Source organism: Pseudomonas moraviensis subsp. stanleyae (assembly GCF_036283065.1).
GTDB lineage: Bacteria > Pseudomonadota > Gammaproteobacteria > Pseudomonadales > Pseudomonadaceae > Aquipseudomonas > Aquipseudomonas stanleyae.
The window spans coordinates 44,325-70,785 of the sequence record NZ_JAADJI010000019.1 but is presented as its reverse complement, the minus strand read 5'-3'; the positions used below and the strand labels follow the sequence as shown (position 1 = coordinate 70,785).

Below are 26,461 nucleotides of genomic sequence, written 5' to 3'. Positions count from 1 at the left end.
CCGAAGGCTGCGATCTTTTTTATGCGGACTACACTGGAATTCGCCTCAAGACAAAATCCCTGATCCGAGCACTGGACATGCCGCACCAGCGGGTTCACCTTAGAGGCGCTGTCGTCCAATTCCTAGAAAGTCTGGAGTCCTTATGTCGCTTACCCCTGAGTTGGTTGCCGAACTGGAAGTCCTTGCACTCTTCAACCTGGACAGTTCCCAGGAAGGTCTGAAAATTCATCAGACCGCTGCCCCGAAACACATAGCTGCCGCCAAACGCCTCTTCGAAAAAGAACTCACTGACCAGCCTGATGGCGGGTATCTGACCAGCCTTGGCCGCGATGCCGCGCAAAATGTGCAGACCGTACTGACGATTCTGAGAGAGCAGGAAACCGCCTGATTTTTTCTGACTTTGCCCACGGGAACTCCTGCCACGGGATTTCCGCGGGCCCGCCTGAACGCTGGCGATAAAAATCTGCCGTCAAAAAACAAATTCAGCTTAAACGTCCTGCCGCGCAGAGGCTAAACTGCGGCCATTCCGAGACCCTCTACGTCCGAGCCTGCAAGCCGGTTTGAGCTGACATGACGCGCACCCACGAAATCCGCCCCGACCTGGACGAAGGCATCGACCGCAAGGTACTCAGCCAACTGCGCGCACGTTTTCTCAAACTCAACGAAGGCCGTCTCGGCCGTGCACTCGAAGGCTTGTCGACGCGCCAGCAAAGCGTGCTCACGCTGTTGCCGCTGTTCTTTCACGTCAATCATCCGTTGCTGCCCGGCTATGTCTCGGGCAGTACCCCGGCCGGATTGTCGAATTATGAGCCGGACGCCGATGCGCTTGCCGAGGCACAGCGCCTGACTCGCTCGTTCTCCTACAAACCGCGCCATGGCAGCAATCCGCCGCGACCGATCCACGGCCTGTTCCTGATGGGCAGCCTCGGCACGCTGGCCCAGGCCGATCAAAGCGACATGGACGTGTGGGTCTGCCATGCGCCGGATCTGAGCGAAAGCGAACTCGCCGAGCTGAGCAAGAAGTGCCAGTTGCTGGAAACCTGGGCCGCGAGCCAGGGCGCCGAGGCGCATTTCTTCCTGATCGACCCGGCGCGCTTCATCAAAGGCGAACGCGATTCCCAGCTCAGTTCGGAAAACTGCGGCAGTACCCAGCATTATCTGCTGCTCGACGAGTTCTACCGCACGGCGATCTGGCTGGCCGGGCGCACGCCGATCTGGTGGCTGGTGCCGGTCTATGAAGAAACGGCCTACGACGCCTACACCCACACCCTGCTGTCCAAGCGCTTTATTCGCGCCGACGAGACTCTGGATCTCGGGCCGATGGCGACCATTCCGCCCGGGGAATTCATCGGTGCCGGGTTGTGGCAGTTGTTCAAAGGCATCGAGTCGCCCTACAAGTCGGTGCTCAAACTTCTGCTGACCGAGGTGTACGCCAGCGAACATCCGCATGTGCAATGCCTGAGCCTGCGCTTCAAGAAAGCCGTGTTTGCCAATCAGCTCGATCTCGATGAGCTCGACCCGTACATGGTCGTGTATCGGCGTATCGAGGAATACCTCATCGCCCGCAACGAGCCGGAACGGCTTGAGCTGGTGCGCCGCGCGCTGTATCTGAAGGTCAACCGCAAACTCACCGGCAACAGCCGCAGCCAGGGCTGGCAACGGGCACTGCTCGAACGCCTGGCCAGCGAGTGGCACTGGGATCAGCGGCAACTGGCGCTGCTCGACAGCCGCAGTCAGTGGAAAGTGCGCCAGGTCAGCGCCGAGCGTCGCGCGCTGGTCAACGAGCTCAATTACAGCTATCGCTTTCTGACCCAGTTCGCCCGCAGCGAACAGACTGTCAGCCTGATCAACAAACGCGACCTCAATGTGCTCGGTCGGCGCCTGTACGCGGCGTTCGAGCGCAAGGCCGACAAGGTCGAGTTCATCAATCCGGGCATCGCCCCGGATCTGGCCGAAGACACCCTGACCCTGGTGCAGTCGCCGAACAAAAAAGAGCCGGGGCAGACCCAGTGGGGGCTATACAACGGCAGTCTGACGGCGCTGGAGTGGGAAAACTTTGCGCCAATCAAGCGCAGTCGCGAACTGCTTGAACTGCTGACCTGGTGCCACCGCAACGGCGTGATCGACAGCAGCACCCGTCTGGCCCTGCATCCGGGCACCAGCGACCTGAGCGAGTTCGAGCTGTTCAACCTGCTCGGCAGCCTGCAGCAGTGCATCGCCCTGCCCTTGCCCACCCTGGCCGAAGAGCCATTGCTGCGTGCCGCCGTGCCCAGCGAAGTGCTGCTGCTGATCAACGTCGGCGTCGACCCACTCAAGCATCACCGCGACCTGAACATCCTGATGACCACCGAGCGCACCGACTCGCTGAGCTATGCCGGCGTGCGCGAGAACCTCGTGCTGACCCTTGATCAGGTCACGCTCAACAGCTGGAACGAGGTGCTGGTCAATCGTTTCGACGGCCCGCACGCGCTGCTCGATTGCCTGCGCGATTACCTCAACAACCTGCCGCGCAGCCCTGTGCAGCCATCGCTGAAAGTGCGCTGCTTCTGTCACAACCGCGCGCAATTCATCGCGCGCCGCGTCGAGGAAATCGTCGACACCGCGCAGACCCTGTTGCTCAGTGATTTGAACCATCGCTACCTGATTCAGGTACAGCAGCACTATCACGTGCTGGAGCTGGTGCCGGGCCAGGTCAACCATGTCGCCCTTGCCACCCTGCCGGCACTGCTCGACTACCTGGGCGAGGAACAACCGCGCTACAGCCCACTGCACCTGGACCCGATGGCACTGGAAGATCACGACCTTGCGCTGATTCTGCCGATGGGTCAGCCCGAGTGCATTCAGGTGTTCTATCGCATCAGCGAGCAACAGGCCGAGCTGTACGTGCTGGATGAATTCAATGCCTTGTGGCACCAGCAGTTGCCGTACCACGACGAACAGAGTCTGCTGGTGCCGTTGCAGCGTTTTCTGCAATCGATCCAGTACCGCCGTGAAGCGCAATTGCCGATGGACGGTGGCCCGGCGAGCAGTCCTGAAACCTTGTATTACCAGCTGTCAGGCCCGGGACGCTCACGCAGGGTCGAAACCCGCCCGGCACCGCAGACGCCAGTGAACAAACCGTTCTACGACGTGCAGGCGATCATCGGCAAAGCCGCGCCCGGAGAAGTGCAGGTCACCCTGTATTGCAATCAGCGGGAATTCAGCGAACTGGAACATGGCGACCAGCTGTTCAGCGTGGTCGCCCGGGAGATCGTCGAGCAGCGCCGCGAGACCGAGCGCTATCGCTGCTACATCACCGACCTCGACCTGTCGGGTCTGCTCGGTGACGGGCACAGTTCAAGCAATCTGTATCTGCGCTACAAAGCGGACCTGGAGCGCTCTTTGAACGATGCGCTCGAACAGGTTTGAGGCGGGGATTTATTCGGGAAAGGCGCCACCGTTGACCGGTTGCGATTCCACTTCCAGCAAGGTCAGTTTCAGCGACTTGCCGCCCGGCGCCGGCCAGTCGATGTGCTGGCCGACCTTCAGGCCCAGCAGTGCACTGCCGACCGGAGCCAGGATCGAGATCTTGCCTTCGTCGGCGTTGGCGTCCTTGGGGTAGACCAGCGTCAGATGGTAATCCTTGCCACTGCCTTCTTCGCGGCAATGCACACGGGAATTCATGGTCACGACATCGGCGGGCACTTCATCGTGGCCGACCACGGTATCGGCGCGGTCCAGCTCGGTTTGCAGCGCAATCACGCCCGGCGCAGCCTGGTCTTTGTCGCTCAGGCTGTCGATCAGGCGCTCCAGACGTTGCACGTCCAGACGGGTAAGGGTGATGGAAGGTGCGGTCATGATCCAGGCAGACTCCTTTCTTCTGCACAAAAAAAGCAAAACCCCGCCAAAAAAGACGGGGTTTTCACCGTGCCTCGGTGGTTTGAGGCGTTCGCGGACACTATCACAGCTCAAAAAATATACAAGTCACGCCCTTTTTTGCCTGGGTGAAAACCTGTGGCGAGGGAGCTTGCTCCCGCTCGGCTGCGCAGCAGTCGCAAGAGTTTGGGGCCGCTTCGCGACCCAGCGGGAGCAAGCGCCCTCGCCACAAGTTCGTATCAGGCTTGAGTGCGGCGCTCTGCGGCTTGCGCGCATATCACGCGCCGCCGTTGATCATCGGCCGAGCGCCATTCGCGAATGTCTTCGACGTGGCGCGCGCAGCCGAGACAGACTTTCTGCTCGTCCAGTCGACAGACGCCCGTGCACGGCGAAGGCACCGCCGGGCTGACGTTGCTGTAGAGCGGTTTCGGCGGGCGAACAGGCGCTGCATCAGTCACGAATCACAGACCTTCGAAATCGAATTCAGCGCCAGCCTGCTGCTTGACGAGGCGCTGAAGCATTTCGCCCAGTTGCTCTTCACTCTTGTCGCACATCCAGCGCTCGCTTTCTTCGTCGTAGTCGAAGTGGAAACCACCGGACACGGCCGCCAGCCACAGCTGACGCAACGGCTCCTGGCGACTGAAGATCAACTGACTGCCGTTTTCGAATTTGACAGTGAGCACGCCGGCCGAGCTTTCCAGATCGATGTCCAGATCGCTTTCGTCAAATATGTCTTCCAGTTTTTCCTGGGTTTCATCGACCAGATCGTGGAAACGGGCTTCGGACAAACTCATTGCGGCAACCTCAAAAATGTCTGATCAGGCTTAAGCGCCGAAAGATACGGACGCTGCTGGATGATTGCAAAGATTAACGACCAAGCACCTGTCGTCCCATTCAACACCGCCCCTGTGGGAGCGAGCCTGCTCGCGAAAGCGGTGTGTCAGGCAACGAACGCATCGAATGTTACAACCTCTTCGCGAGCAGGCTCGCTCCCACAGGGATGATGCGCTTCTCAGGAGCCCCGCCGGACGGGAAACCCCTCGCATAGGCAAGCTGCCGGGTGGCCGGTATACTCCGGCGCAATTAACGCATTTTCAAGGATTTCGCCATGAAGCGCCTGATCTCTTCCCTTGCTGCGCTCGTCGCGGTTGCCTGCCTGGTTTCGGCCTGTGGTCAAAAAGGCCCGCTGTACCTGCCCGATGACGACCAGGACCCGGCCGAACAAGCCCAGTCTTCGCAAAAGCAGCCGTCCAAGGCTCACAAGCACGACGTTTACTAAGGGATCGCCATGGACGCTTTTAACTACCGTGGCGGGGAGCTGTTCGCGGAAGGTGTGGCGCTGTCCGCCATCGCCGACCGCTTCGGAACGCCCACCTATGTCTACTCGCGCGCGCACATCGAAGCGCAATATCTGTCTTACGCCGATGCGCTGGCCGGCATGCCGCATCTGGTCTGCTTCGCGGTCAAAGCCAACTCCAACCTCGGTGTACTGAATGTCCTGGCCCGTCTCGGCGCCGGTTTCGACATCGTTTCCCGTGGTGAGCTGGAACGCGTACTGGCCGCTGGCGGCAGCGCCGACAAGATCGTCTTCTCCGGCGTCGGCAAGACCCGTGACGACATGCGTCGCGCCCTCGAAGTCGGCGTGCACTGCTTCAACGTCGAATCCACCGACGAGCTAGAGCGCCTGCAACTGGTCGCCGCCGAGCTGGGCGTTCGCGCCCCGGTTTCGCTGCGCGTGAACCCGGACGTCGATGCCGGCACCCACCCGTACATTTCCACCGGTCTCAAAGAGAACAAGTTCGGCATCGCCATTGCCGACGCCGAAGACGTGTACGTGCGCGCTGCGCATCTGCCGAATCTGGAAGTGGTAGGTGTCGACTGTCACATCGGTTCGCAACTGACCACCCTGCCGCCGTTCATAGACGCCCTGGATCGCTTGCTCGATCTGGTCGACCGTCTCGGTGATTGCGGCATTCACCTGCGCCACATCGATCTCGGTGGTGGTTTGGGCGTGCGTTATCGCGATGAGGAGCCGCCGCTGGCTGCCGACTACATCAAAGCCGTGCGCGAGCGTCTCAACGGGCGTGATCTGGCGCTGGTGTTCGAGCCGGGCCGCTTCATCGTTGCCAATGGCGGCGTGTTGCTGACGCAGGTCGAATACCTCAAGCACACCGAGCACAAGGATTTTGCCATCGTCGACGCGGCGATGAACGACCTGATCCGTCCGGCGCTGTATCAGGCGTGGATGGACGTCACGGCGGTGAAACCGCGCGACAGCGCTGCACGCAAGTACGACATCGTCGGCCCGATCTGCGAAACCGGCGATTTCCTCGCCAAGGACCGCGAGCTGGCGCTGGAGGAAGGCGACTTGCTGGCGGTGCATTCGGCCGGCGCCTACGGTTTCGTCATGAGCTCCAACTACAACACCCGCGGCCGTGCCGCTGAAGTGCTGGTAGATGGTGATCAGGTTTTTGAAGTGCGTCGCCGCGAAACCGTGGCCGAGCTGTTTGCCGGCGAAAGCCTGCTGCCGGAGTAACCCATGCTGCTGCGTTTTACCAAAATGCACGGCCTGGGCAACGACTTCATGGTCCTCGACCTGGTCAGCCAGCACGCGCACATTCAGCCCAAACACGCCAAGCAATGGGGCGACCGCCACACCGGTATCGGTTTCGACCAGTTGCTGATCGTCGAAGCGCCGAGCAACCCGGACGTGGACTTTCGCTACCGGATCTTCAACTCCGACGGTTCGGAAGTGGAGCAATGCGGCAACGGTGCGCGCTGCTTCGCCCGCTTCGTGCTCGACAAGCGTCTGACCGCCAAGCGGCAGATCCGCGTCGAGACCAAGGGCGGCATCATCGAACTGGACGTGCGTAACGACGGCCAGATCGGCGTGAACATGGGCGCGCCGCGCCTGGTGCCGGTGGACATTCCATTCCAGGCGCCGGCCCAGGCCAGCAGCTATCCGCTGGACGTCGATGGCACCACGGTCGAACTGGCCGCCGTGTCGATGGGCAATCCCCATGCGGTCATACGCGTGGATGACATCAACAGTGCACCGGTGCATGAACTGGGGCCGAAGATCGAACACCATCCGCGCTTTCCGGCGCGGGTCAATGTCGGTTTCCTTCAGGTCATCGACCGCCACCGGGCGCAATTGCGCGTGTGGGAACGCGGCGCCGGGGAAACCCAGGCCTGCGGCACTGGCGCCTGTGCGGCAGCGGTGGCGGCCATCAGTCAGGGGTGGATGGATTCGCCGCTATTGATCGACCTGCCCGGCGGGCGTCTGTCCATCGAGTGGGCCGGCCCGGGCGAACCGGTGTTGATGACCGGTCCGGCAGTGCGTGTATACGAAGGACAAGTGCGTCTTTGAGCGAGCAGAAATCATGACCGACAAGCCCCAGGTACCCGCCCGACCAGCCGACGAATCAGCGTCCGAGAGCCTCGAGGCAGCCGCGGTTGCCGCCTACCTGGAGGCTCATCCGGATTTCTTCGTCGAGCACGAAGAGCTGCTGCCGTCGTTGCGCATCCCGCACCGACGCGGCGACACCGTGTCGCTGGTCGAACGGCAGATGACCATCCTGCGCGATCGCAACATCGAGATGCGCCATCGCCTTTCGCATCTGATGGACGTGGCCCGCGACAACGATCGGCTGTTCGAAAAAACCCGGCGCCTGATCCTCGCGCTGATGGATGCGTCGACTCTGGAAGACGTGGTGATCAGCGTTGAAGACAGCCTGCGTCAGGATTTCCAGGTGCCCTTTGTCAGCCTGATCCTGCTCGGCGACAACCCAGCCCCGGTCGGCCGCTGGGTAACCCACGCCGATGCGCAAACCGCGATCGGCGGCCTCCTCACCGAAGGCAAAAGCGTCAGCGGCAGCCTGCGTGAACATGAGCTGGATTTCCTCTTCGGCGAAGAACAGCGCCAGCAGATCGGCTCGACCGCCGTGGTTGCCGTCAGCCATCAGGGCATCCACGGTATCCTGGCCATCGCCAGCCGTGATCCGCAGCACTACAAGAGTTCGGTCGGCACCCTGTTCCTCAGCTACATCGCCGAGGTCATGGGCCGCGTGCTGCCACGGGTCAACAGCTCGCTGCGCTCGGTACGCTGAGCATGGAACGACAACTGGACGCTTACTGCGAACATCTGCGCAGTGAGCGACAGGTGTCGCCGCACACCCTGTCGGCGTACCGCCGCGACCTCGATAAAGTCCTCGGCTGGTGCATCAAGCAGAACATCGGCAGCTGGGCCGCGCTGGACATCCAGCGCCTGCGCAGCCTCATCGCCCGACTGCATGCGCAGGGTCAATCCTCGCGCAGCCTCGCCCGCCTGCTCTCGGCGGTGCGCGGGCTCTATCACTACCTGAATCGCGAAGGCTTGTGCGACCACGACCCGGCCACCGGCCTGGCACCGCCGAAAGGCGAACGGCGCCTGCCGAAAACCCTCGATACCGACCGCGCGTTGCAACTGCTGGAAGGCGCAGTCGAGGACGATTTTCTCGCCCGGCGCGATCAGGCGATTCTGGAGCTGTTCTATTCTTCTGGCCTGCGCCTGTCCGAGTTGACCGGGCTCAATCTCGATCAGCTCGATCTCGCCGACGGCATGGTTCAGGTGCTCGGCAAGGGCAGCAAGACTCGCCTTTTGCCGGTTGGCACCAAGGCCCGAGAGGCCCTCGAACACTGGCTGCCGCTGCGCGCCATGACTAATCCTGCCGATGATGCGGTTTTTGTCAGCCAGCAAGGCCGACGCCTTGGGCCTCGTGCGATTCAGGTACGAGTCAAACTCGCTGGCGAGCGCGAACTGGGGCAGAACCTGCATCCGCACATGCTCCGGCACTCGTTCGCCAGCCATTTGCTGGAGTCTTCACAGGATCTGCGCGCGGTGCAGGAATTGCTCGGTCACTCCGATATCAAAACCACACAGATCTATACCCACCTCGACTTCCAGCATCTGGCGGCGGTCTACGACAGCGCCCATCCCCGGGCCAAACGCATGAAAGGCGATGATTCATGAGCATTCAGTTGATCACCTTCGACCTCGACGACACTCTGTGGGACACCGCTCCGGTGATCGCCAGCGCCGAAACGGTGCTGCGCGAATGGCTGAGCGAACATGCGTCGAATCTGGGCGCCGTGCCGGTGGAACATTTGTGGTCGATTCGCGAGCGGGTGCTGGCGGACGAACCAGGCCTCAAGCACCGCATCAGCGCGCTACGCCGACGTGTGCTGTTCCATGCGCTGGAAGAAGCCGGATATGCCCACGGCGAGGCGTCGGATCTGGCTGACAAGGCTTTTGAAGTGTTCTTGCACGCTCGGCATCAGATCGAAGTGTTCCCGGAAGTCGAGCCGCTGCTGGAGCTGCTCGCCAATCACTATGCCCTCGGCGTCGTCACCAATGGCAACGCCGATGTACGCCGGTTGGGGCTGGCGGACTACTTCAAGTTCGCCTTGTGCGCCGAAGACATCGGCATCGCCAAGCCGGATGCACGGCTGTTTCATGAAGCCCTGCAACGCGGCGGTGTGAGTGCCGAAGCGGCGGTGCATGTCGGCGATCATCCCGGTGATGACATTGCCGGGGCGCAACAGGCGGGCTTGCGCGCGGTGTGGTTCAACCCGACGGGCAAGGTCTGGGAAGCGGACCGTCTGCCAGACGCGGAAATCCGCAGCCTCACGGAATTGCCCGCCGTCCTATCCCGCTGGAATGCTCCCTCGAACTGATCTACAGCCCTGTGGGAGCGAGCCTGCTCGCGAATGCGGTGTGTCATTCAACATGTGTGTCGGCTGACATGCCCTCTTCGCGAGCAGGCTCGCTCCCACAGGGGACTGCATTTGTTTTCAACGGATTGATTTCAGGCATGAAAAAGCCCGCAGCGACGGCGGGCCTTTTCAGCAAGCGAGCGACGCGCCTCAGATAGGGCGGCTGCCGTACTTGTTGTCCGGCTTCTTGGGCGGATCGGCGACCACGTTGGCCTCCACTTCCTGCACCTTGCCGCCGCGCGCAAGGAATTCTTCCATGGCCTTGGCCAGGGCATCACGCTCCTTGTTCTTGGCTTCGATGCTCGGCAACTCGTCGACCGATACCGCAGCCTTGGCTTTGCCTTTGGCAGCCGGGGCCGGCGTGTCACCGCCATCGTCTTCGACAACGTCTTCCGCTGCCGCTTCCAGGCCTTCCTCGGCCTCGTCTTCGTCGCCTACTTCGAGGTCGTCGTTTTCCAGATCATCGTCGCTCATGTTCTACCTCATGACTTGCCAAAAGCAGATTAGTTATAGACCAGCTTTGGCGGCTGTCGAAGCCGCCGTTGAAAAATCTTCTACCGCTGCCCGGCAGCGGCTCATGCCTGTTCACCGTGCAAGGTGGCGAGGACTTTACGGGCACCGCCGTGATCACGGTGCTCGCCCAGATAAATCCCTTGCCAGGTACCCAGTGCCAGCCGCCCTGCCGCAACCGGCAGACTGATCTGGCAACCGAGCACGCTGGCCTTGAAGTGCGCCGGGAGATCATCCGGGCCTTCGTCGTTGTGCTCGTAGCCGTCTGTTCCTTGTGGGATCAGGCGATTGAAAAATCGTTCGAAGTCGCGACGAACTGCCGGATCGGCGTTCTCGTTGATGGTCAACGATGACGACGTGTGCTGCAGCCACAAATGCAACAGACCGACCCGACAGCTCTTGAGTTCAGGCAAGCCTGCGAGCAACTCGTCGGTTACCAGATGAAAGCCCCGGGGCCTTGCCCGCAGGGTTATCAGAGTCTGTTGCCACATACAGTTCTCCGCTCGTTCGGGGCGCATTCTAGCGTGCTCTGAAAAAAAACAAAGGCCCTAATATTCCTGCAGCGATGTAAGCGATTGCCCGCAGAAAAAGCCTCGTCGTAAAGACGACCAAAGCCGTAAGAAAAATCCTTTCAGCCGCTCCTTGAATGACAAATCCCGGACAAAAAAATGCCCGGCGAACCGGGCAATTTTTTTATCGCGCGTACTTACAGGTTGTAGCCGCGTTCGTTGTGTTGTGCGAGATCGAGGCCGACCGACTCTTCTTCCTCGGTGACACGCAGACCCATGACCGCGTCCAGCACCTTGAGAATGATGAAGGTGACGATCGCGGTGTAGATCACCGTGAAGCCGACGCCTTTGATCTGAATCCAGACCTGCGCGCCGATATCAGTCACGGTGCCGAAGCCGCCCAGCGCCGGTGCGGCAAACACACCGGTGAGGATCGCGCCGAGGATACCACCGATACCGTGCACGCCGAAGGCATCCAGGGAGTCGTCATAACCGAGTTTGCGTTTCAGGGTAGTCGCGCAGAAGAAGCACACCACGCCTGCGGCCAGACCGATCACCAGTGCACCCATCGGGCCCACGGTGCCGGCGGCCGGAGTGATCGCGACCAGACCGGCGACCACGCCCGAAGCAATGCCCAGTGCACTTGGCTTGCCGTGGGTGACCCACTCGGCAAACATCCAGCCCAGTGCCGCAGCGGCAGTAGCAATCTGAGTAACCAGCATGGCCATGCCGGCGGTGCCGTTGGCAGCCGCGGCAGAACCGGCGTTGAAGCCGAACCAGCCAACCCACAGCATCGCCGCGCCCATCAGCGTGTAACCGAGGTTGTGCGGGGCCATCGGTGTGGTCGGGAAACCTTTGCGCTTGCCCAGTACCAGGCACGCCACCAGACCGGCGATACCGGCGTTGATATGCACCACGGTGCCGCCGGCGAAGTCGAGCACGCCCCAGTCCCACATCAGGCCGCCGTTGCCGGACCAGACCATGTGCGCGATCGGTGCATAAACCAGGGTGAACCAGACGCCCATGAAGATCAGCATCGCGGAGAACTTCATGCGCTCGGCGAACGCACCGACGATCAGCGCCGGGGTGATGATCGCGAAGGTCATCTGGAAGGTGATGAATACCGCCTCAGGGAACAGCGCCGCCGGGCCGGTAATGCTCGAAGGCGTGACACCGGCGAGGAACGCCTTGCCCATGCCACCGAAGAACGAATTGAAGTTGACGACGCCCTGCTCCATGCCGGTGGTGTCGAAAGCAATGCTGTAGCCATAAATGACCCACAGGATGCTGATCAGACCGGTAATGGCAAAGCACTGCATCAGCACGGAAAGAATGTTTTTCGAGCGAACCATACCGCCGTAGAACAGCGCCAGGCCGGGAATGGTCATGAACAGCACCAGGGCTGTCGAGGTGAGCATCCAGGCGGTGTCGCCGGAATTGAGGACTGGCGCTGCCGCTTCGTCTGCCGCCATGGCGATGCCGGGCATTACGATGGACAACAGGGCGCCTAGCCCTGCGAATTTACGCAGAGTCATATTGTTTTCTCCTGGGGCGTTGGGTTTGTGGCGGCGCTTAGATCGCGTCGGTATCGGTTTCGCCGGTACGGATGCGGATCGCCTGTTCCAGATTGACCACGAAGATCTTGCCGTCACCGATCTTGCCGGTGTTGGCCGCCTTGGTTATCGCCTCGATAACCCGATCCAGATCCTTGTCGTCGATGGCCACGTCGATTTTCACCTTGGGCAGAAAATCGACCACATATTCCGCGCCGCGATACAGCTCGGTGTGACCCTTCTGCCGGCCGAAGCCTTTGACTTCAGTGACGGTAATGCCCTGCACGCCGATTTCGGACAGCGACTCGCGCACGTCGTCCAACTTGAACGGCTTGATGATGGCAGTGACTAGCTTCATGAAACTCTCTCCCGAATTGGTGGACTTGCCCCAGGAAAACAAACCCGTCTCAAGTCTAAGCGCAGTGCCTGGCTTTGTAACGCATCGTTGACGCCAGCTAACCGCATCAGACGAAACTCCCCGCTTCGTCTGCCGCACTGCATTCGTCACAGCGACTGCATCAGTGCATGGGTCGAGGGTGACTAAGCAGAAACCTTGCCAGCTCGGCAAAAGCCCAGCATTTCAACCGTTTGGCCTCGGTTGCGCGCACTCGCGCAGAAAAGCGTTTACCGATACGCACAACAACGGTGCGCCACCGTCCGTCCCCCTGCGCGAAAAGCGTGCATCCGAGCAACGGGATTGACTATAGACACTGCGTGATACACTGCCGGCCATTGTTTCCAGGACATTTCCCATGCTCGCGCCCAAAGACTTCCTCGACGCCCTGAGCGGCACCGCCTCCCGCCTGTTCAGTGGCGACACCCCGCTGCCGAAAGCCGAAATCGAAAGCCAGTTCAAAATGCTGCTGCAAAGCGCCTTCAGCAAACTCGATCTGGTCAGCCGGGAAGAATTCGATAGTCAGATGGTTGTGCTGGCGCGTACTCGTGCACGGCTTGAGAGTCTTGAAGCCAAAGTTGCCGAGATGGAAGCGAAGCTAACACCGCCCGCGGAATAATCCGCTGCCCCTGTAGGAGCTGCCGAAGGCTGCGATCTTTTGATCTTCAGCGCTTCAATCTTCTCGGCAACGTCCTACAACCTGCACCGATGGTGTTGGATCGGGAACAGACCAAGCGCTCAATGACGGGGCCATGGTGGAAAAGGGCTTCGCGGATGCTGCAATCGCTATAAACCCACATGCCGGAGCTGGGCCCTGCGCAAATCGTAAGTCGATTGGAGATTCATCCAGAACTCAGGCGTAGTGTTGAAATGAGCGGCAAGGCTGATTGCCAGATCGGCGCAGATCCTGAGCTGGCATTTCACAAGCTTTTCGATCTCGCTTTCGGGCCAGTTCGTGGGCATGGCCAGATCCATGACCCTCATGCCCAACGGCTCCATGAATTCCTTGTTCAGAACCTCGCCCGGATGAATCGGGCGCACACCATTGCGGTCCATTTTTCGCCTCCAGAAGCTGCATTGAGTGGCCAAACTGGAGCATCCGCGATGTGGAAACAGGGTCGCGGTACTGAGGACATCTATGGGAACACTGATTCTTGAACCGCGACACGAGCGCGCCACAGGATTTGGTTACTTCGTGGTGACTTGGTACCCGCAAAAACGCGCACATGGCACGTTAGTGGGGCAGATACCGCGAGCACCGTTAAATCAGAAATAAAAAAGGCGTCCGATGGACGCCTTTTAAGTATTTTTTGAGGAGTAGTCGCAGCGATTCTTTAGCTCCGGGCTTTACGGCCTTGGGTTCAGAATCCGACAGGCTAGCCCGTCGTCACTACTTCAGAGAAACCAGCTTTCTCTGCTGCCGAAAATGCGGGGGAGCTTTTACTGGTGCCCAGTCCCGACGAATGCGCAGTTGCAGTCCTCGAGCGGGAGGATCCGTCAATGCCGGGCGAGAGTCAACGCTCCAATTCAGGCAAGCAGTGACAGTCCATCGGGTCTTGATACGTCTTGTAAACCTCTATTTCAGCACTGAAACCCGGCTCAACTACCCTTCAAAAACCCGCAGGAAGCGGTCCCCGATTCAGCTCAAGGAACGACCATGTCCCTCTCCATTGTCCACAGCCGCGCCCAGGTTGGCGTGGAAGCCCCAGCCGTCACTGTCGAAGTCCATCTGGCCAACGGTCTGCCGTCGCTGACCATGGTCGGCCTGCCTGAAGCTGCAGTGAAGGAGAGCAAGGATCGGGTGCGCAGTGCGATCATCAATTCCGGGCTGCAATTTCCAGCGCGGCGGATCACCTTGAATCTGGCGCCAGCGGATCTGCCCAAGGATGGCGGGCGCTTCGATCTGGCAATTGCCTTGGGGATCTTGTCGGCCAGTGTGCAGGTGCCGTGTCTGACGCTGGATGATGTGGAGTGTCTGGGTGAGCTGGCGTTGTCCGGGGCCGTGCGACCGGTGCGTGGCGTGCTGCCCGCGGCGTTGGCAGCGCGCAAGGCCGGACGGGCGTTGGTGGTGCCGCGGGCGAATGCGGAAGAGGCGTGCCTGGCATCGGGGCTGAAGGTGTTTGCGGTCGATCACTTGCTGGAAGCGGTGGCGCATTTCAACGGGCATACGCCGGTGGAGCCTTACGTTTCCGACGGCTTGATGCATGCCGCTAAACCCTATCCTGATCTCAACGAGGTGCAAGGCCAGACTGCCGCCAAGCGCGCACTGCTGATTGCCGCAGCGGGGGCACACAACCTGTTATTCAGCGGGCCTCCGGGAACGGGCAAGACGCTGCTGGCCAGTCGTCTGCCGGGATTGCTGCCGCCGCTTTCCGAGTGCGAGGCGCTGGAAGTGGCGGCGATTCAATCGGTCGCCAGCGGTGTGCCTCTGACTCACTGGCCGCAGCGCCCCTTCCGCCAACCGCACCACTCGGCCTCCGGGCCTGCGCTGGTCGGTGGCAGCTCGAAGCCGCAACCCGGTGAAATTACCCTCGCCCATCACGGCGTACTGTTTCTCGATGAACTGCCGGAGTTTGATCGCAAGGTTCTCGAGGTACTGCGCGAGCCCTTGGAGTCCGGGCATATCGTCATCGCCCGGGCCAAGGATCGCGTGCGCTTCCCCGCGCGGTTTCAGTTGGTGGCAGCGATGAATCCGTGTCCCTGTGGATATCTTGGCGAACCCAGCGGCAAATGTTCGTGCACGCCGGACATGGTCCAGCGCTATCGCAACAAATTGTCAGGGCCGCTGCTGGATCGCATCGATCTGCACCTGACCGTGGCACGTGAAGCGACAGCATTGAATCCGGCAGCCAAGCCCGGCGAAAACAGCGCCAGCGCTGCAGCGTTGGTAGCGGAAGCGCGGGAGCGCCAGCAGAAACGCCAAGGCTGTGCCAATGCGTTTCTCGATCTGCCGGGATTGAAGCGTCACTGCAAGTTATCCACAGCCGACGAAACATGGCTGGAGGCAGCCTGTGAGCGATTGATCCTGTCGCTGCGCTCGGCGCATCGCCTGCTCAAGGTCGCGCGCACCCTGGCGGATCTTGAACAGGCCGATGCGATTACCCGCGAGCATCTGGCGGAGGCACTGCAATACCGGCCGGCGACACCTTAATGCTCAGTCAGATCAACCAGCGGCGTCTGGCGCACTTCGGTGTCGCGCCCGGCCTGAATATCGATCACGCGCTTCAGGGCGTTATCCACCGCAGCTTTATCGGCCAGCAGGCTGTAGCTGATCTGGAACTGTTTGTGTTCTTTCGACGCAATGGTAGGCACCAGATTCAACGGCCGCTGATAGCGACGGTTGTAGGAAAAACTGGTGCCCGGCTCCAGCCCGGTGACGTAGCCCTGCCCTTGGGTGTCGGTGTTTTTCCACAGCGAAAACACTGGCAACTGCTCGGTATTGAAGCCAACCGCGACGCCGAGACTGCCGGCCTTGTTGTGCAGCACGGTCAAGGTATCGCCCTTGGCGTCCGCATACGGCACGACGTTGTACACCGTTTCGTCGTAATCCTTGGTCGGCGCGCGATAGGTCTGCCAGTCGGGCAGATCACCCTTGGCTTTGTCGTTGAACGGCGACACCTGCCTCACCGGCGCAGCGAATTTCGCCCCTTGCTCAAGAAACGGCGTGCTGAAGTTGCTGTGATACAGCGCCTGGTATTCCTTTGGATAATCGCCGTTGTTTGTCAGGGTGTCGTTGAGGGCGAAGCTTGTGCTGCCCGGTTCGGTGACCAGTTCGGTCGCCACCGAGAAATCGACTTTCTTGAATGCCTGCTCTTTCAGCTCGCCGCGCAGCGTGATGGCATACGGTGGTTTTTCATCAATGTGCAGAGTGACGGTGCTGGCCGGGATGTTGGCGGCGCGACCGTGCAGGGTCAGCAGTTCACCGTTGTCCATGCCGGGATGGCCAACCCACTCGTAACCGCAACGGGTGACCAGTTCATTGAAGCCTTCGAGCCAGCCCAGGCCACCGCGCCCGTTGAGCTCGATGAACGCCGGGTTGACCACGTCCTTGACCGGCGAATCCCAGCCCATGCGCACGTCGCCCACCGAAGCTTGCAACACGTTCATGCCACGGGTCGGCACTACCGAGAGTTTCATCGTGCCGTTATCGATATCGACGATGCTGACGCCCTCCTGACGACCGCCGTGCAGGGTGCGCAGGGTCACGGAAAACGGTTTGGTAACTTTTACACCGAGCTGCTCGCTGGTGATCGTCCAGTTTTTTGCCGGGGTGTTGGCGTCGAGCAGGACATAGTCCCAGGCCATGGCGTGGGAAGCGGCAGAGAATGCGCCGAGAGCGACGAGGAGTTTGAGCGGAGTCATGGCAGCAGCCTTTATTGGAGTTGTGCCATTTTTATAGCGCTGCGGAAACGTTTCAGCAAGTCCAAAGAAGCTGTGGGAAAAAAGCATTCGCGAGCAGGCTCGCTCCCACTGGGAAATCGGGCTTTCACAACGTTTGTGAATCACACCGAAAACTGTGGGAGCGAGCTTGCTCGCGATAGCTATTTCAACAACGCATCAACGAAAGCGATCAACCTCGGAACGCAGATCCGCTGCCAGTTTCTCCAGCTCTTTAGCGGTGATGGCGAGGTTCGACACAACCTCACGCTGCTCGCTATTAGCCAAGGCGATGCTTTGCAGATTGCTGCTCAGCAACGTCGCGGTGCTGCTTTGCTCCTGAGTGGCGGTGGTGATAGCAGCAAACTGCTGGCCTGCCGAACGGCTCTGCTCGTCGATCCGTGCCAGTGCCGTGGCGACATTGGCGTTGCGCGACAGGCCTTCCTGCATCAGCACATTGCCCTGCTCCATGGTGCTGATCGCGTTGCCGGTTTCCTGCTGAATACTGTGGATCATGCTGGAGATTTCGTCGGTCGCCTGACGGGTACGCGAGGCGAGGCTGCGTACTTCGTCCGCGACCACAGCAAAACCGCGACCCTGCTCACCGGCACGGGCGGCTTCGATGGCAGCGTTGAGCGCCAACAGATTGGTCTGCTCGGCGATCGAGGTAATCACGCCGACAATGCCGCCGATTTCCTGCGAGCGCTGGCCGAGGGTGTTGATTACCGTGGCGGTGCTGTTCAGCGCACCGGCGATCTGCTCCAGCGACGACGACGCTTCTTCCATCGAGCTGCGGCCAATCTGCGTCTGCTGAGCGTTTTCCTGTGCCAGGCGCTGCGTCGCGCCCATGTTGTCGGCGATGTTCAGCGACGTCGCGCTGAATTCTTCCACGGCGCCGGCCATGCTGGTGATTTCGCCCGACTGTTGCTCCATGCCCTCATAAGCACCACCGGACAAGCCGGACAACGCCTGTGCACGGCTGTTGACCTCTTCCGAGGCGCGGCGGATGTGCTCGACCATGGTCGACAGGGCCTGGCTCATCTGGTTGAACGCGCGGGACAGCTGACCGATTTCGTCGTGGCTCGATACGTTCAGACGCACGCTCAGATCACCGGCACCGAGGGCTTCGGCCTGACGCACCAGATCGCCCAGCGGCGCGAGTTTGCTGCGCAGCAGCCAGACCACAGAGCCGACCGCGAGCAACATCGCCAGCAGGCTGCCGATCGCCAGTTGCGTACCGACGCTCCAGGTCACCGCGCGGATCTCGGCTTTCGGCATGCTCGCCACCACCGACCACGGGCCACCTTCGAACGGCACGGCGATGCTGTAGAAGTCTTCGCCCTTGTCGCTCCAGAACTCACCCTTGCCCGGGGTTTTCACCAGGTTATTGATCGTCGGGGCGGCTTGATCCAGGTTTTCGACCCCGGCAATCGGCACCAGCCATTTGTTCTGCTCGTCGAGCAGGGCCAGCGAGCCGGTCTTGCCGATGCGGAAGCGTTTGAGATTGGCGAACTGCGCGTTCTGCGCGTCGGTGTAGTCGAAGCCAACGTACAACACGGCGATGATCTTGCCGCCCGCGTCGCGCACCGGTGTGTACTGCGACATGTAGTAGCGCTCGAACAACAGCGAGCGGCCGACATAACTCTGCCCGGCCATCAACTTCGCGTACGCCGGATTGGCGTGATCGAGCACAGTGCCGATGGCACGGGTGCCGTCCTGCTTGCTGACGTTGGTGCTGACGCGAATGAAGTCTTCGCCGCTGCGCACGAATACCGTGGCCACGCCGGCGGTCATCTGCTTGAACTCGTCAACTTCCTTGAAGTCGTTGTTCAGCACTTCGCTGCCCAGGTGCAGGCCCGGGGTCTGCACGCCGGCCACGGTCACTGGCTGATCGGGGTGCACACTCAAGCCGCTGCCAAAGCGTTTTTCGAACAGCCCGCTCAGGCGCAGAGTGCTTTCGCGCAGCGTACCGTGAAAAGTACTCAGTTGGTCGGCCAGCAGCCGGGCCTCACTGGCCAGGTGCTCTTCACGGGTGGCGAGGTTGGCGGAATCCAGCGAACGCAAAGCAAAAACCGTACTGCCGCTGATGACAATCGCCAGTATCACAGCAAGGGCGAGGCCCAGCTGCGAGGCGATCCGAGCACGAGGTTGAGACATGAACAGCTCCTGGCCGAGCCACCGAATCCTCCTTGATCGCGGTAATTGCCCGGAAAATATTCTAATAATGGGGGTGTAGCGCGAAACCGGCACGACGGTTCCACATGCTCGTAGTCGGCGGTAAAACCGAATACTTGAGCGCGATGCGTGGGTATGGTGCAGTGGTGGCATTGTGCCGGCTCGAACGTTTCAGCTCAAGCGCTCTACTGCGGGCAGTTGCATGGCGCGGACTTCGCCTTGCAGGAAGTCGCTGAGGCGGCGCAAACGTTCACCTCCCGGACGGGTCTTTGGCCACACCAGGTAATAATCCAGGCCACTGGCGACCGCGGTCGGCCAGGGCAGGCTCAAGCGCCCTTGTGCAACATCTTCGGCAACCATCAATAAATCACCCATCGACACGCCGTAGCCCCGCGCCGCCGCGATCATGCCCAGCTCCAGCGTGTCGAACACTTGCCCGCCCTTGAGCGAGACCTGATCGGACAGGCCCATGCGCTCCAGCCAACTGCGCCAGTCGCGGCGATCCGGGGTCGGGTGCAACAGTTCAGCGCTCGCCAGGCGCACCACGTCCCAAGGCTGATCATTGAGAAGGTTCGGCGCTCCGACCGGAATCAGTTCCTCGGGAAACAGCAGGCTCGCTTCCCAGTCCGGCGGGAAATGTCCGTCGCTGAGCAACACCGCGCAATCGAAAGGTTCGTTGTTGAAGTCCACCGAATCGATGTCCATCCACGCGCTGGTCAGTTGCACCTCGTTGCCCGGCTGCAAATGGCGGAAGCGACTCAGCCGCGCCAGCAACCAACGCATGGTCAGGGTCGACGGCGCCTTCATGCGCAGGATGTCGTCTTCGGCGCGCAGGGTGTTGCAGGCGCGCTCAAGGGCGGCGAAGCCTTCGCGGATACCGGGCAACAGCAGCCGCGCCGATTCTGTCAGTTGCAAGTTGCGCCCGCTGCGATGAAACAAGCGGCAGGCGAAATGTTCTTCGAGGGTGCGCATGTGCCGGCTGACCGCGCTCTGGGTAATCGACAATTCTTCCGCCGCGCGAGTGAACGAGCTGTGTCGCGCTGCTGCTTCGAATGCGCGCAGGGCATACAACGGCGGAAGGCGTCGGGACATACAAAAAGCTCCAGTAGCGGGGATATGGCCAATTCGGCGGGTACGTTTCAGCATGAGTATTAATCATGCCACCCATCCTTTTTATCCCTTTGTGCAAAGCCTGCCAAGCGCCGAGAATCGACGCTCTTCTATTCCCTATGATCTTTGGGTGGTTGACCATGCAGCATCCTGTGCGTACCGAACTCTGGGCCATTCTGCGGTTGGCGGGGCCGCTGATCGCTTCGCAGTTGGCGCACATGCTGATGGTACTGACCGACACCTTGATGATGGCGCGCCTCAGTCCCGAAGCGTTGGCCGGTGGCGGCCTCGGTGCGGCGAGTTACTCGTTCGTGTCGATTTTCTGCATCGGCGTAATCGCTGCAGTCGGCACCCTGGTAGCGATCCGTCAGGGCGCTGGCGACATCATCGGTGCGGCGCGCCTGACGCAGGCCGGGTTGTGGCTGGCCTGGCTGATGGCGCTGAGCGCCGGGCTGCTGTTGTGGAACCTGAAACCCGTGTTGCTGCTGTTCGGCCAGACCGAAACCAACGTCCACGCCGCCGGGCAATTCCTCATCGCCCTGCCCTTTGCCCTGCCCGGTTATCTGAGCTTCATGGCCCTGCGTGGCTTTACCAGCGCCATTGGCCGGGCGACGCCCGTGATGGTGATCAGTCTCGCCGGTACCGTGGCCAATTTCCTGCTCAACTACGCGCTGATCACCGGCATGTTCGGCCTGCCCCATTTGGGCCTGACCGGCATCGGTCTCGTCACCGCGATCGTCGCCAATTGCATGGCATTGGCGCTGGCCTGGCACATTCGCCGGCATCCGGCGTATGACGCTTATCCGCTGCGCACTGGCCTGTCGCGGCCGAATCGGCAATACCTGAAAGAACTCTGGCGCCTCGGCCTGCCCATTGGCGGCACTTACGCAGTGGAAGTCGGCCTGTTTGCCTTTGCCGCTCTGTGCATGGGCACCATGGGCAGCACGCAAATGGGCGCGCATCAGATTGCCCTGCAGATCGTGTCGGTGGCGTTCATGGTCCCGGCCGGCATGTCCTATGCCATCACCATGCGCGTCGGCCAGCACTATGGCGCCGGACAACTGGTTGATGCGCGGATGTCGGGCCGTGTCGGCATCGCCTTCGGCGCGGTGGTGATGCTCGGCTTTGCTTTGGTGTTCTGGCTGTGGCCGAACCAGTTGGTCGGTCTGTTCCTCGACCATAACGACCCGGCGTTTGCCGAGGTGATCCGTCTGGCGGTGAGCCTGCTGGCGGTCGCGGCGTGGTTCGAGTTGTTCGACGGCACGCAGACGATTGCCATGGGCTGCATTCGTGGACTCAAGGATGCCAAGACCACATTCCTCGTGGGGCTCGCTTGCTATTGGCTGATTGGCGCACCGGCGGCGTGGTGGATGGCGTTCCACCTCAATTGGGGGCCAACCGGCGTCTGGTGGGGTCTGGCGCTGGGGTTGGCGTTCGCGGCGGTGAGCCTGACGCTGGCATTCGAATGGAAGATGCAACGGATGATTCGGCGCGAGCCGGTTTCAGAGAGGTTCGAGGCCATCGGCGCGGATTAAGATCAAAAGATCGCAGCCTTCGGCAGCTCCTACAAGGGAACACATTCCAAGGTAGGAGCTGCCGAAGGCTGCGATCTTTTAAATGGCTTCCACCGAAGCCTGCTGACTGGCTCCAAAAGTCAGGTATTCCACCAGCTCCTCCAACGGCAACGGCCGGCTGATCAGATAGCCCTGCACCTGATCGCAACCGAACCCGCGCAGCAATTCCAGCTGCTCCGGTGTCTCGACGCCCTCGGCGACTACTTCCAGGTGCAGGTTGTGGGCGAGGTTGATCATTGCGTGCACCAGTTTGCGGTTTTCTTCGCGCTGTTCCATGCCGCCGACAAAACTCTTGTCGATCTTCAGCAAGGTGATCGGCAGGCTGTTGAGGTGCACGAACGAGGAGAAACCGGTGCCGAAATCATCCAGCGAGAAGCGCACGCCGAGACGGCCGAGGGCGTCCATGGTCTGCTTGACCAGATCGCTGCGCCGCATCACTGCGGTTTCGGTCAGTTCGAATTCCAGCCACTGCGCCTCGACGCCGCGTTCGGCAATCAGGCGGCTGAGCGTCGGCAGCAACTGACTGTCCTGAAACTGCCGGAACGACAGGTTGATCGCCATGTGCAGCGCCGGCAGACCCTGCTCGCGCAAGGCCTGCATGTCGCGCAAGGCGCGGGAAATCACCCAGTAACCCAATGGCACGATCAGACCGCTTTGTTCGGCCAGCGGTACAAATTCGCTAGGTGGCAGCAGACCGCGCTCACCATGACGCCAGCGCACCAGCGCTTCGAGGCCGACAATCTGGCCATCGTCGAGATTCAGGCGTGGCTGGTAATGCAGCTCCAGCTCGTCGCGGCGCAGGGCTCGGCGCAGTTCGCTTTCCAGGTCGGCCATGCTCCGCGCGTTGCGGTTGATGCGTTCGTTGAAGATATGAAAGGTGCAGCCCTGGGTACTCTTGGCCTGTTGCATGGCGATGTGCGCGTGCCACATCAGTGGATCTGCGCCGCCATTGGCGCGGGCGTGAGCGATGCCGAGGCTGGAGCCGATCAGCAGGCTTTCGCCGTCGACCCAATAAGGCTCGGCCAAGGCTTCGGTGATGCGTTCGGCCATCCACTCGGCGCGTTGCGGCGCGCGGCGGGTGTCGATCAGCAAAGCAAATTCATCACTGCCCAGCCGCGCCAGTTGATCACCGGCCTCCAGCTGACTTTTCAGCCGAGCGACGACTTGCAGGATCAGACGATCGCCAGCCTGATGACCAAGAGCATCATTGGCATGGCGGAAGTTATCGAGATCAAGATGCCCGAGAGCGAGGCCGCGACCGTCGCCTTCGGCAAGACGCGCGGTGAGCAGGGTCTGGAAACCCTGGCGATTGGCGATACCGGTCAGCGGATCCTGTTCGGCGAGGCGCTGCAGGGTGTTTTCCAGGACCCCACGCTCGCGAACATGGCGCAGGCAACGCTGGAGCATGCCGGCGTCGAGGGCGTCGAACACCAGCCAGTCGCTGACACCGACGGGCGCGGTGGCCGGTTCATGCTCCAGCAGCAGAACGGTCGGCAGGCTGCAACGCCCCGGCGCCGGTTGCAACGCTGGCAAGGTCAGCAGCACCGCGTGGCGGTTGTCCTCGAACAGGCGGCTGACCGAATCCCAGTTCGGCGCGCTGATCAGCACCGCCGCGCTCCCCATCGGAGCCAGACACTCACGCAACAACGCTGTCCACGCTGGCTCTTCGGCCAGTAGCAGCAAACGCAAGGGTTCGACAGGCGTAGACAAGCTGACTCCCTAGACTCTGCAATGATGTAGGCGGGGCATTATGCCGATGTGCTGAACAATGACCAATGCGTTGTCCGATGACAACGGCAGTGGAACGTTATTTTGTGTCACGAATGAGAACATTAGCCGCAAAATCCCCGCGTATCCTGCGTGAAAGTAACAAAACCGGCAAATCTGAATCACGTGTTGCGTCACAAGTCGGACAGAGCAGCACAAATCGCTGAGCCTGTTAAAATGCCGGCCCATTTCGTCAACGACTCCCGAATTTTCGTATGTCCCGACTCAATCCCCGGCAGCAAGAAGCCGTGAACTACGTCGGCGGCCCTCTATTGGTGCTCGCCGGTGCTGGCTCCGGCAAGACCAGCGTGATCACGCGCAAGATCGCGCACCTGATCCAGAACTGCGGCATCCGCGCCCAGTACATCGTCGCCATGACCTTTACCAACAAGGCCGCGCGCGAGATGAAAGAGCGGGTCGGCACTCTGTTGCGTGCCGGCGAAGGTCGCGGCCTGACCGTCTGCACCTTTCACAACCTGGGCCTGAACATCATCCGCAAGGAACATGCGCGGCTGGGCTACAAACCCGGTTTCTCGATCTTCGACGAGACCGACGTCAAAGCCCTGATGACCGACATCATGCAGAAGGAATACGCAGGCGACGACGGCGTCGACGAGATCAAGAACATGATCGGCGCCTGGAAAAACGACCTGATCCTGCCTGCCCAGGCCCTGGAAAATGCGCGCAACCCCAAAGAGCAGACCGCTGCCATCGTCTACACCCACTATCAGCGCACGCTCAAGGCGTTCAACGCGGTGGACTTCGATGACCTGATCCTGCTGCCGGTAAAGCTCTTCGAAGAGCACGCCGACATTCTCGAAAAGTGGCAGAACAAGGTGCGTTACCTGCTGGTCGACGAATACCAGGACACCAACGCCAGTCAGTATCTGTTGGTGAAGATGCTCATCGGCAAGCGCAACCAGTTCACCGTGGTCGGCGACGATGACCAGTCGATCTATGCCTGGCGTGGCGCGCGCCCGGAAAACCTGATGCTGCTCAAGGACGACTATCCGTCCTTGAAAGTGGTGATGCTCGAGCAGAACTACCGCTCCACCAGCCGTATCCTGCGCTGCGCCAACGTGCTGATCTCGAATAACCCGCACGAATTCGAAAAACAGCTGTGGAGCGAGATGGGCCACGGCGACGAGATCCGCGTGATCCGCTGCCGCAACGAGGACGCCGAAGCCGAGCGCGTGGCCATGGAAATCCTCAGCCTGCACTTGCGCACCGACCGCCCGTACAGCGATTTCGCCATTCTTTATCGCGGCAACTACCAGGCCAAGCTGATCGAATTGAAGCTGCAGCACCACCAGGTGCCGTACCGCCTGAGCGGCGGCAACAGCTTCTTCGGTCGCCAGGAAGTGAAGGACCTGATGGCCTACTTCCGCCTGATCGTCAATCCGGATGACGACAACGCCTTCCTGCGCGTGATCAACGTGCCGCGTCGCGAGATCGGCTCGACCACACTGGAAAAACTCGGCAACTACGCCACCGAACGCAAGATCTCGATGTACGCCGCCACCGACGAGATCGGCCTCGGCGAACATCTCGACAGCCGCTTTACCGATCGCCTGGCGCGCTTCAAGCGCTTCATGGACAAGGTCCGTGAGCAGTGCGCCGGCGAAGATCCGATTTCGGCGTTGCGCAGCATGGTCATGGACATCGACTACGAGAACTGGCTGCGCACCAACAGCTCCAGCGACAAGGCCGCGGACTACCGCATGGGCAACGTCTGGTTCCTCATCGAGGCGTTGAAAAACACCCTCGAGAAGGACGAAGACGGCGAAATGACCGTAGAGGACGCCATCGGCAAACTGGTGCTGCGCGACATGCTCGAGCGCCAGCAGGAAGAAGAAGACGGTGCCGAAGGTGTGCAGATGATGACGCTGCACGCCTCCAAAGGCCTGGAATTTCCCTACGTGTTCATCATGGGCATGGAAGAGGAAATCCTCCCGCACCGCTCCAGCATCGAAGCCGACACCATCGAAGAAGAACGTCGCCTGGCCTACGTGGGCATCACTCGCGCCCGCCAGACCCTGGCGTTCACCTTCGCCGCCAAGCGCAAGCAGTACGGCGAGATCATCGACTGCGCGCCCAGCCGCTTCCTCGATGAACTGCCGCCGGACGATCTGGCCTGGGAAGGCAACGACGACACCCCGACTGAAGTCAAAGCCGTGCGCGGCAATAGCGCATTGGCCGATATACGCGCGATGTTAAAGCGCTAGAATCGACTACTTTTTAATCTACCTTCGGCGCCCATCGCGCCAACAGAGGAAGCTGTTGTGGAAGCACTGCACAAAAAAATCCGCGAAGAAGGCATCGTGCTTTCCGATCAGGTCCTGAAAGTCGACGCCTTTCTGAACCACCAGATCGACCCGGCCCTGATGAAGCTGATCGGTGACGAATTCGCCGCGCTGTTCAAGGATTCGGGAATCACCAAGATCGTCACCATCGAAGCTTCGGGCATCGCCCCGGCGATCATGACCGGTCTTAACCTCGGCGTGCCGGTGATCTTCGCCCGCAAGCAACAGTCGCTGACCCTGACCGAAAACCTGCTCTCGGCGACGGTCTACTCGTTCACCAAGAAGACCGAAAGCACCGTGGCCATCTCCCCGCGCCACCTGACCAGCAGCGACCGCGTGCTGATCATCGATGACTTCCTGGCCAACGGTAAGGCATCGCAAGCGCTGATTTCGATCATCAAACAGGCCGGCGCCACCGTTGCCGGTCTGGGCATCGTCATCGAGAAGTCGTTCCAGGGCGGCCGCGCCGAACTGGACTCGCAGGGCTATCGCGTCGAGTCGCTGGCCCGAGTGAAATCGCTGAAGGATGGCGTCGTAACCTTCATCGATTAAGGCCACACCACCGCTCCCCTGTAGGAGC

25 protein-coding genes and 1 pseudogene are annotated in these 26,461 nt (G+C 60.9%); 13 read left to right on the top strand and 13 right to left on the bottom strand.

Going from position 1 to position 26,461, the window contains the following annotated elements; all coding sequences use genetic code 11:
- The first annotated feature begins 142 nt into the window (after window positions 1-142).
- Window positions 143-388, top strand: coding sequence for a TIGR02647 family protein (locus tag GXB78_RS27465; RefSeq protein WP_003229392.1), 246 nt, complete (start codon window positions 143-145; stop codon window positions 386-388).
- A gap of 182 nt (window positions 389-570) precedes the next feature.
- Window positions 571-3,408, top strand: a complete 2,838-nt coding sequence (locus tag GXB78_RS27460) for a class I adenylate cyclase (protein WP_329517769.1) — start codon at window positions 571-573, stop codon at window positions 3,406-3,408.
- A gap of 9 nt (window positions 3,409-3,417) precedes the next feature.
- On the opposite strand, the gene rnk is transcribed toward GXB78_RS27460, so the two are convergent.
- The 3 genes from rnk to cyaY form a co-directional block, all read right to left on the bottom strand.
- Complete coding sequence (gene rnk, locus GXB78_RS27455; protein ID WP_024014769.1) at window positions 3,418-3,837, bottom strand: nucleoside diphosphate kinase regulator; 420 nt, start codon at window positions 3,835-3,837, stop codon at window positions 3,418-3,420.
- Window positions 3,838-4,094: 257 nt separating this feature from the next.
- The gene (locus tag GXB78_RS27450) at window positions 4,095-4,313 is read right to left on the bottom strand and encodes a DUF1289 domain-containing protein (protein WP_123417745.1); all 219 of its coding nucleotides are present in this window, start codon (window positions 4,311-4,313) and stop codon (window positions 4,095-4,097) included.
- A 3-nt stretch (window positions 4,314-4,316) separates the two neighbouring features.
- Window positions 4,317-4,649: an iron donor protein CyaY gene (gene cyaY, locus GXB78_RS27445; RefSeq protein ID WP_041476930.1), complete on the bottom strand. Its 333-nt coding sequence runs from the start codon at window positions 4,647-4,649 to the stop codon at window positions 4,317-4,319.
- A gap of 314 nt (window positions 4,650-4,963) precedes the next feature.
- On the opposite strand from cyaY, the gene lptM reads away from it, so the two are divergent.
- Genes lptM through GXB78_RS27415 form a run of 6 tightly spaced genes read left to right on the top strand, consistent with a single transcriptional unit; the run spans window position 4,964 to window position 9,570 of the window.
- The gene (gene lptM / locus GXB78_RS27440) at window positions 4,964-5,134 is read left to right on the top strand and encodes an LPS translocon maturation chaperone LptM (protein WP_016772589.1); all 171 of its coding nucleotides are present in this window, start codon (window positions 4,964-4,966) and stop codon (window positions 5,132-5,134) included.
- A gap of 9 nt (window positions 5,135-5,143) precedes the next feature.
- Window positions 5,144-6,391: a diaminopimelate decarboxylase gene (gene lysA, locus GXB78_RS27435; RefSeq protein ID WP_329517768.1), complete on the top strand. Its 1,248-nt coding sequence runs from the start codon at window positions 5,144-5,146 to the stop codon at window positions 6,389-6,391.
- Between the two features lie 3 nt (window positions 6,392-6,394).
- Entirely contained in the window at window positions 6,395-7,225 is an 831-nt protein-coding gene (gene dapF, locus GXB78_RS27430; RefSeq protein ID WP_329517767.1) for a diaminopimelate epimerase, read from the top strand.
- A gap of 13 nt (window positions 7,226-7,238) precedes the next feature.
- Window positions 7,239-7,964 (top strand): DUF484 family protein, encoded by a 726-nt coding sequence (locus GXB78_RS27425; protein ID WP_042607115.1) that lies wholly within the window; start codon window positions 7,239-7,241, stop codon window positions 7,962-7,964.
- A gap of 2 nt (window positions 7,965-7,966) precedes the next feature.
- Entirely contained in the window at window positions 7,967-8,866 is a 900-nt protein-coding gene (xerC, locus tag GXB78_RS27420; RefSeq protein WP_024014773.1) for a tyrosine recombinase XerC, read from the top strand.
- Window positions 8,863-9,570: an HAD family hydrolase gene (locus GXB78_RS27415; protein ID WP_329517766.1), complete on the top strand. Its 708-nt coding sequence runs from the start codon at window positions 8,863-8,865 to the stop codon at window positions 9,568-9,570. The genes xerC and GXB78_RS27415 overlap by 4 nt, the downstream gene beginning before the upstream one ends.
- A 9-nt stretch (window positions 9,571-9,579) precedes the next feature.
- On the opposite strand, the pseudogene GXB78_RS27410 reads toward GXB78_RS27415, so the two are convergent.
- From GXB78_RS27410 to glnK, 5 genes and pseudogenes are all read right to left on the bottom strand, one after another.
- A pseudogene (locus GXB78_RS27410) lies at window positions 9,580-9,681 on the bottom strand (metal ABC transporter ATP-binding protein); the annotation flags it as partial.
- Window positions 9,682-9,759: 78 nt separating this feature from the next.
- Window positions 9,760-10,083: a transcriptional regulator SutA gene (gene sutA, locus GXB78_RS27405; protein WP_329517765.1), complete on the bottom strand. Its 324-nt coding sequence runs from the start codon at window positions 10,081-10,083 to the stop codon at window positions 9,760-9,762.
- A gap of 101 nt (window positions 10,084-10,184) precedes the next feature.
- Window positions 10,185-10,610, bottom strand: coding sequence for a secondary thiamine-phosphate synthase enzyme YjbQ (locus tag GXB78_RS27400; protein ID WP_329517764.1), 426 nt, complete (start codon window positions 10,608-10,610; stop codon window positions 10,185-10,187).
- A gap of 215 nt (window positions 10,611-10,825) precedes the next feature.
- Window positions 10,826-12,163, bottom strand: a complete 1,338-nt coding sequence (locus GXB78_RS27395) for an ammonium transporter (protein ID WP_329517763.1) — start codon at window positions 12,161-12,163, stop codon at window positions 10,826-10,828.
- A gap of 37 nt (window positions 12,164-12,200) precedes the next feature.
- A complete protein-coding gene (gene glnK, locus GXB78_RS27390) occupies window positions 12,201-12,539 on the bottom strand; it encodes a P-II family nitrogen regulator (protein ID WP_002555808.1) in 339 nt (112 codons plus the stop codon).
- A gap of 394 nt (window positions 12,540-12,933) precedes the next feature.
- Here glnK and GXB78_RS27385 point away from each other — a divergent pair, with 394 nt between their 5' ends.
- Window positions 12,934-13,194, top strand: a complete 261-nt coding sequence (locus GXB78_RS27385) for an accessory factor UbiK family protein (RefSeq protein WP_007920416.1) — start codon at window positions 12,934-12,936, stop codon at window positions 13,192-13,194.
- A 167-nt stretch (window positions 13,195-13,361) separates the two neighbouring features.
- On the opposite strand, the gene GXB78_RS27380 is transcribed toward GXB78_RS27385, so the two are convergent.
- Window positions 13,362-13,631 carry a HigA family addiction module antitoxin gene (locus GXB78_RS27380; protein WP_329517762.1) on the bottom strand — a complete coding sequence of 90 codons (270 nt, stop codon included), beginning with the start codon at window positions 13,629-13,631 and terminating at the stop codon, window positions 13,362-13,364.
- Between the two features lie 601 nt (window positions 13,632-14,232).
- Between GXB78_RS27380 and GXB78_RS27375 the strand changes: the two genes are divergently transcribed.
- Window positions 14,233-15,726, top strand: a complete 1,494-nt coding sequence (locus tag GXB78_RS27375; RefSeq protein ID WP_329517761.1) for a YifB family Mg chelatase-like AAA ATPase — start codon at window positions 14,233-14,235, stop codon at window positions 15,724-15,726.
- On the opposite strand, the gene GXB78_RS27370 is transcribed toward GXB78_RS27375, so the two are convergent.
- The 3 genes from GXB78_RS27370 to GXB78_RS27360 all read right to left on the bottom strand — a co-directional run bounded on the left by GXB78_RS27370 (window position 15,723) and on the right by GXB78_RS27360 (window position 20,219).
- Window positions 15,723-16,937 (bottom strand): aldose 1-epimerase family protein, encoded by a 1,215-nt coding sequence (locus tag GXB78_RS27370; RefSeq protein ID WP_329517760.1) that lies wholly within the window; start codon window positions 16,935-16,937, stop codon window positions 15,723-15,725. The genes GXB78_RS27375 and GXB78_RS27370 overlap by 4 nt on opposite strands.
- 195 nt (window positions 16,938-17,132) lie before the next feature.
- Complete coding sequence (locus GXB78_RS28315; RefSeq protein WP_329517759.1) at window positions 17,133-19,109, bottom strand: methyl-accepting chemotaxis protein; 1,977 nt, start codon at window positions 19,107-19,109, stop codon at window positions 17,133-17,135.
- 189 nt (window positions 19,110-19,298) lie between these two features.
- Window positions 19,299-20,219 carry a LysR substrate-binding domain-containing protein gene (locus tag GXB78_RS27360; protein WP_329517758.1) on the bottom strand — a complete coding sequence of 307 codons (921 nt, stop codon included), beginning with the start codon at window positions 20,217-20,219 and terminating at the stop codon, window positions 19,299-19,301.
- 158 nt (window positions 20,220-20,377) lie between these two features.
- Between GXB78_RS27360 and GXB78_RS27355 the strand changes: the two genes are divergently transcribed.
- On the top strand, window positions 20,378-21,772 hold the full coding sequence (locus tag GXB78_RS27355; RefSeq protein WP_329517757.1) for a NorM family multidrug efflux MATE transporter: 1,395 nt from the start codon (window positions 20,378-20,380) through the stop codon (window positions 21,770-21,772).
- 78 nt (window positions 21,773-21,850) lie between these two features.
- Here GXB78_RS27355 and GXB78_RS27350 read toward each other — a convergent pair whose 3' ends face one another.
- Window positions 21,851-23,521, bottom strand: a complete 1,671-nt coding sequence (locus GXB78_RS27350) for a putative bifunctional diguanylate cyclase/phosphodiesterase (protein ID WP_329517756.1) — start codon at window positions 23,519-23,521, stop codon at window positions 21,851-21,853.
- Between the two features lie 272 nt (window positions 23,522-23,793).
- Here GXB78_RS27350 and rep point away from each other — a divergent pair, with 272 nt between their 5' ends.
- Both rep and GXB78_RS27340 read left to right on the top strand, forming a co-directional pair.
- Complete coding sequence (gene rep / locus GXB78_RS27345) at window positions 23,794-25,803, top strand: DNA helicase Rep (protein ID WP_016772574.1); 2,010 nt, start codon at window positions 23,794-23,796, stop codon at window positions 25,801-25,803.
- Between the two features lie 57 nt (window positions 25,804-25,860).
- The gene (locus GXB78_RS27340) at window positions 25,861-26,433 is read left to right on the top strand and encodes a xanthine phosphoribosyltransferase (RefSeq protein ID WP_253497145.1); all 573 of its coding nucleotides are present in this window, start codon (window positions 25,861-25,863) and stop codon (window positions 26,431-26,433) included.
- Window positions 26,434-26,461: the final 28 nt, after the last annotated feature.